Source organism: Okeania sp. SIO2B9 (assembly GCF_010672505.1).
GTDB classification, from domain to species: domain Bacteria; phylum Cyanobacteriota; class Cyanobacteriia; order Cyanobacteriales; family Microcoleaceae; genus Okeania; species Okeania hirsuta.
Genome location: NZ_JAAHGK010000283.1, coordinates 1 through 6,746, shown reverse-complemented (window position 1 = coordinate 6,746; position 6,746 = coordinate 1). Strand labels below are relative to the sequence as shown.

The 6,746-nt window shown below is 36.0% G+C and carries 5 protein-coding genes; 3 read left to right on the top strand and 2 right to left on the bottom strand.

All coding sequences use genetic code 11. From position 1 onward, the window contains the following. Positions 1-876: 876 nt before the first annotated feature. Positions 877-1,932, top strand: a complete 1,056-nt coding sequence (locus F6K13_RS12185) for a pentapeptide repeat-containing protein (protein WP_124147075.1) — start codon at positions 877-879, stop codon at positions 1,930-1,932. A 163-nt stretch (positions 1,933-2,095) separates the two neighbouring features. Next, positions 2,096-2,542: an adenosylmethionine decarboxylase gene (gene speD / locus F6K13_RS12180; protein ID WP_124147074.1), complete on the top strand. Its 447-nt coding sequence runs from the start codon at positions 2,096-2,098 to the stop codon at positions 2,540-2,542. A 512-nt stretch (positions 2,543-3,054) separates the two neighbouring features. On the opposite strand, the gene F6K13_RS12175 is transcribed toward speD, so the two are convergent. Further along, positions 3,055-3,633 (bottom strand): hypothetical protein, encoded by a 579-nt coding sequence (locus tag F6K13_RS12175; RefSeq protein WP_124147073.1) that lies wholly within the window; start codon positions 3,631-3,633, stop codon positions 3,055-3,057. 143 nt (positions 3,634-3,776) lie between these two features. Between F6K13_RS12175 and queF the strand changes: the two genes are divergently transcribed. After that, positions 3,777-4,211 (top strand): preQ(1) synthase, encoded by a 435-nt coding sequence (gene queF / locus F6K13_RS12170; RefSeq protein WP_124147072.1) that lies wholly within the window; start codon positions 3,777-3,779, stop codon positions 4,209-4,211. An 811-nt stretch (positions 4,212-5,022) separates the two neighbouring features. Here the strand turns inward: queF and F6K13_RS12165 are convergent. Next, entirely contained in the window at positions 5,023-6,549 is a 1,527-nt protein-coding gene (locus F6K13_RS12165) for a hemolysin family protein (protein ID WP_240039160.1), read from the bottom strand. Positions 6,550-6,746 lie beyond the last annotated feature (197 nt).

The following is a 6,746-nucleotide window of genomic DNA, read 5'->3' as shown; positions in this document are numbered from 1 at the left end:
CTCATAGTTGGGCAGAAAAATTTAGGGACAATTCTTACTCCTAACTTCCTCTAAATTTCCATTTCTCCTGTCTCCTGTCTCCTGTCTCCTGTCTCCTCCTCCATCAAAAAGACTTTATTCAGCAAACCCTAATTATTTTTACAATATCATAAAAAAACTTTTTGTCAATTAAAATCTTTTAAGTATAAAGATTTCAGACTGAATCTAACAAAAATTTGTCTAATCGTCAATTGTCAGCTATCATTTTTACTAACGAAGCAGCCAATTTCAAAAAAATTAGGCACTGATGGATCAAATAGATATAAGCAATAAATGCAGTATAAGAACATCAGATACTCAAGGTTCAGCTTCAGACGAACCTGATAGCTTAATTATTGTGCAGCTTAATAATAACAATAACCTGCAATCTAGTTGTCCCACGAACTATCAGGGAGGTGACACTAGCTGAACAGACCCGCAGCCACACAAGGGTCTCTAGACTACAAGGATGCCAGCAAATAACTCCTGTAATTTGATCAATACAATCAATACAACAAATAGTAATTAGTCATGGAGTAAAGTTCTATTATCCAAGACTGATGAACCTATTCAAACTAGTGGTCTGTAAAATTAATTCTGTCCATAGCTTTTTTCTAATTCCCTCATTTTTAAGGGTAGTTAGGGGGGATAAAACCCGTCAATAATATTTTGACAGACCACTAGGACATCCCAGATAAGGGCTGCGCCGACAAACTTTGTTTAGCATTAACAAAAAATAATTTCTGTTGAAAGTTTAACCAAATATAGAATCCTTTAAACTTATAAACTTAATTTTTGGCAATTAAGAGGAAATCAAGCAAATAAACAAAAATCTAGATAAATTAACAGATTTATTTTATGAATGTCAGCGAGCTTTTAAGTGCAAATGAACTATTAATTAGACACTCAAAGGGAGAAAGAGATTTTCCAGGAGCTAACCTAGTTGCAGTGAATTTAGGTGCAGCTAACCTGAATCGAAGTAATTTAAGTAATGCTAGTTTCAAAAATTCTTACCTAGCTAAAACTAAACTAATTGGAGCTAATCTAGTTGGTGCAGATTTTAGTAATGCTAACCTCTCTGAAGCTAAGTTAATTGAAGCTAATTTGAGCGCTACGAGCTTTACTAAAACCACTCTTATTGAAGCTGACTTAAGTGGAGTAATTCTGAGTGGGGCTATTTTTTCAGAAGCAGATTTAACAGAAGCTATTCTGATTGGCACTAGCATGGTCGGAACTTGTTTACTGAATGGCTCAAAACTGATTGAAGCCAACCTAACAGGAGCTACCCTCAGTCGTGCTATTCTCAGTGGCGCAGACTTAACTAAGGCCACTTTGAATCGGGCAATTATGAGTGAGGTAGATCTAAGTGGCACTATATTAAATCAGGCAAGTCTAATTCGAGTTTATCTACAACGAGGAAATCTCAGTGGTGCAAAATTAATCAAGGCAGATTTAATAGAAGCAACTTTGGTAGAGGCCAACCTTTGCGCTGCTCACTTAATTGAGGCAGACTTACAAGGAGCAAACCTGAGCAATGCTAATCTAAGTGGAGCAAATTTGAGTGGGGTTAATCTACAAGGAGCAAATCTTAGCAATACTAATCTCAATGGTGTTAATCTTGAACAAGCAGACCTGCGAGCTGTTGACTTGAAAAAAGCTAACTTAAGAGGTGCTAACTTGAAAGCGGCCAATCTCTCAGGAGCAAATTTATTGGAAGCTGATTTGCGAGGTGCTAATTTACAGAAAGCTAATCTTTACGGTTCCGGTTTATTGCTAGTATCTCTCAAAGGTGCTGATTTAAAAGAAGCTTGCCTGTGTGGTGCTAACTTGATTGGGTCTAGTTTAAATCTTTCTGCTCTTGAGGACGTTTGCTTAAAAGAAGCAATTATGCCAAATGGTTCAACTCACAGATAGAGTTAAATATAGATATAGATTTAGATTTATGGAGCAAGTCTAGCTAAAAAGCTAAATTCTCCAAAAGTGGTTACATGAATTACTCATAATTCAAAAATACAAAAGTTTTGTGATAAACTAATAAATTTAAGACTTTAATCGGGTGGAGGTATAACCGCGTAGAATGAAACAATTGGGAACCCATCTAGTCGTTGATGCCTGGCAGTCCCCTGCAGAACTGCTCAACGATTCTGAACGTATCCGTTGCTCTTTAATTGATGCAATTACAGCAGGAGGAGCAACCCTCATAGATTTATGTGTTCATCAGTTTAGTCCTCATGGAGTTACTGCGACGGCAACACTAGCAGAGTCTCATATTGCCATCCATACATGGCCTGAGTTAGGTTACTTTGCTGCTGACTTATTCTTTTGTGGTCATGGAAATCCGCATAAAGCTGTAGAGATTCTAGAAACAGCTCTCCAAGCTAAACAAATAAAATTGACTGAGATAAAGCGCGGTTTTGACCCTGGGATGGGAGTCCAAGATACTTCTACAAAAGATCGTAATGTCAACAGTTTTACCGAAAAACAGGCTTTAAAGCCTCGCCGTTTCAGGGCGACTTTGTGTTAAGCTTGGATTAGTACCTGACCCTCTACTTCGTAGGCTAGAGAAATCATTTGGAGGCAAAGAGTACGAGAAGGTCAAAACTAAGAACCTGTGGTGGCGAAGGCACAGTCAAAACAGCTAGAGAAACTAACAAAGTACCAACCATTTAATCAAACTCTATTTCTGGTAAAATCATTATGGTCGGATATCCGAGAACTGAGGCTAACCACCTGAACGACTGAGGACAGTCCCGCTTCTGGTTAACTACTGCGCGAGTAGAGAGAGTTAAGCCGTCTGAATATCCAGTAATCCCTGACGAGTCTGGGAGAAATCAACTCCCTGAAGTAAGTAGAGTATGTCAAACAAACGAGTTTAGCAAGAGGATGAACAACCAATATAAATTAATAATAACTAAATTACATATATGCTTGGTTTGAGTTAACAACCCCACGACTAAAGCCGTGGGATTATAATAATGTGTTTGAGTCTGTAACTTCTTAGGTGAGTATTGGTTATTGCAGTAGCGAAGCGGAGCATTATCGCTGATTTAAAATTGGACGAACAACCCAATACCCAGCACCAAATGCAGCAATTACAATCAAACAAATAGCAACTACTAACCAAATTCCATTGAGGTCAGATACTTGTGTGGAATTAGAAGTTTTGCTGTAGCTACTTATATCTGGTTCTTCTGTATATAGATACTCTGGAAAATCTGGATCTGCTTTTTTAGAGTCGGTAAATGGTAGAGAAGGTGAGGAAGATGATGTTTCAGGAGAATCTACTTCAAAATCAGAATTAAAAGAGTTATCTCTAAAAGTATCTACCTTAAGTTCAGAGTTGGGAAAAGAAGACATTTGAGGTTGAGTTACTAGCACAGAAGAATTTATAATTTCTTGTAGCTGTGTCGCAGAGTGAATCACTTTTTCAAATTCTCTTCTGAGTTTTTGATTTTGCTGGATTAACTGTTCATTATGAACTTTGAGTGATTCTAGCTTAATTTGAGTTGCTTGTAGTTCAGCAGTAGCTTCTCTATATACAGAAATAGGTATAGATGGAGAGTAGTTATTTTCGGAATTATGTCCCATCTGACTAGATGCGCTAATATTTTGCATTATTTTACTACTATGATATTTTTCAATAATTATGGGGGATAATTAGTGAAATTAGAGCAATAAAATATAAATTAGTCAAGTCACGATTAAAGAAAAGCATTTACTTCTACAAATTGTATTTCCAAATTGTTTAATTAATATCTATGAATTATTCTGAAACTAACCATGAACTTTCTCAAGAGTTTAATATGCAAGAAGCTAAATATGGAGAGCGGAATATATTAGAAGGAGAGTTAATTACTTTTCCTAATCCCCGTGTTGGACGACGTTATGAAATTAACATTACTTTACCAGAATTTACTTGTAAATGCCCTTTTTCTGGTTATCCAGATTTTGCCACAATTGACGTAAAATATGTTCCAAATGAACGAGTGGTGGAATTGAAAGCACTGAAATTGTATATTAATAGTTATCGCGACCGTTATATTTCCCATGAAGAATCAGTGAATCAAATTTTAGATGATTTGGTAGCTGCTTGTGACCCTTTAGAAGTAAAAATTAAAGCTAATTTTTATCCACGAGGAAATGTTCATACTACTATTGAAGTCGAACATTATAAAGAAAATTTAGATAAGTAATTACAGGGTAAGTATTCAGCTAGCTTGCGGTCAGCTTTGCTAATTAAGTTTTAATAAAAATCTATTAAACCGATAGTTAGTTGAGCTTTTAATGATGAGCTAAACTTTTTTAGTGTGCCAATTTTTAATGATTTTGTAAATTGGCGATCGCTGTATATTTAATTAGGGTCTGCTGAAAAAATTAGTTGGTGGGGGTAGGACACGGCGGCGCGGAGATGGGAGGAACAGGCAAAGGTTTCGGCTATTTTATGTGAAGAAATTTTCTTGAATTTCAGCAGAAAATTTCAGTATTTTGAGGGAAATAAGAGCCAATAACTAGGAGATAAGCTGAATATACAAAGCTCCATTACCGTCAGCTATCCTGACTTTTAGCTTTATTGAGCAAGCCCTAATTAGTTCAAAAAAATGAGCAATTCTGGGTATATTTTCACGTCAAACTAGACAAAAAATGGCTTATAAATATAGCATATAATATTTTTGCAAGAGGTGTACTATATTATATGCAGAAAAAAGTAACAGACAACAAAAATGAGGATTAACTTGATATTTACCGAATAATTAAGGTTTAAAACCTCTCCTTTAAAGGAGAAAAAAGCCGTGAGTCTTCGGAGCTTCCCGTAGGGTGGGATGGCGATCTTCGGAGCGGGTCTGTAAGAACGGGTCTCGGAGCCATATCCATGAGACCAAGAGAAGAAAAAAATTTCTCTACCGCATCAATTTTCTTCTTTTCAAACAGAGGTAATTATTAATTATTAATTATTAATTATTGAACTCTCCTCTTAGAACCAGAAAACTTGCTATAATAAAGGTTTTAGTTCATATCTTGAGGGTCAGTTTCAGCCTGAAAAACTGAGCTATCAATTAGTTCATCTGATGTAGTTTGATTGACTTTTTCTCCTGCTTCATCTTCTAAAAACGCATTAACAATTTGCTCATTTTCTAACTCTTCTAATTGACTAATTTTAATTTGATCGAGACGTGGGCCTTCGGCAGAAATAATAGTAAATTCAAGATTTTCATACCATAACTTTTCTCCAGCAGTAGGTATTTTTTGTAACTGATAAATCAAAAATCCTCCCAAAGTTTGATAATCTTCAGTTAGAGGTAAATCTAAATTCAATAGTTCATTAACTTCTTCTACACTTAACTGTGCTTGCACAATAAAAGTCTTATCGTCTAACATTTGTAGAGTAAATTCTTCAGTACCAGTTACTTCATAACTATTACCGCCGATAATTTCAGCAATCAAATCCTCTCGCGTAATTAACCCAGCAGTACCACCAAATTCATCTACTACTATTACCATTTCTGGGTGCTGACGACTGTTTGGAATTTGACGCATTCTTTGCATCAATGATAATAACTCGCTCAAATACATTTGTCCAGATACAAACCTTACAGGACGAATCCAAGGTATAATTAAAGTTTGTGAGGATAATAAACCTTTTGCTAAAGGTTGAGCCAATTCTTTGAAATCTATAATACCCTGAATGTCGTCTATGGACTCACCAATGACAGGATAACGAGAATGACCAGATACCTTAATTTCATCTAACAAATTTTTAAAAGTAGCCGTACTAGAGATAGCATCTATATTAGTGCGTTGAACCATGACTTCTAAAGCTGATACTTCCCCAAATTCAAAGACATTACTAAGTAATTGTCGTTCTTCTGCTTCTAAACCAGTTGATTCAGTAGAAGTAGAGATAATTAATTGTAATTCTTCAGGGGTAACAGGTGTTTTCCAGACACTGCCAGTGTATTTAATTCCTATCAGTCGTAATAACCAACGAGTAGATTGATTTAATACCCAAATAAATGGATTAAAGAAGCGAGAGATAGCTAGACTCAAAGGACCAAATAATCTCGATAATTTTTCTGAATATAATAGTGCTACTGATTTTGGGCATAATTCTCCTAGGACAATTTGCAGGTAAGCCAAAATAAAAAAGGTGACAATTGGGATAGCTAGGGAGTGAGCGATCGCTTGAGTAACATGAATAGGTAGGGGTAGTTTAACTATTGCAGATCTAACAATTACTGCCATAGTTCCTTCAGCAATCCAACCTAAAGCTAAACTAGACAAAGTAATACCTAACTGAGTGGTTGAGAGTAGTCTGTCTATATTTTTTTGAAGTTGTTGAACAATTTTCGCTTGAACATCACCTGCATCGACTAATTGATTAATGCGGGATCTACGCACAGAAACTATAGAAAATTCTGCCACCACAAAAAAGGCATTGATGATAATTAGCAGAAAGACTGACAAAAGTCGCGACATTATCTCTGTCGATGTCAGGATTTCTAAGCTTGGCATTTCTCCCAAACTTATTGCCATTGATTCTGCCTCAGACCTCTGAAAATTTTCATGTTTAATATTTAACAATTTATAGTTTATAAGGATATAGTCACATAAGACATATCCTTCGGATCGCAGGTGTTATCCTGACGCTCGTGAACTACAACACCCTCGCTTCCCATGGTCAAAGACAAAAGAGAGCTACTTTTCTCATAATATTCAAAGAACCGTTCACA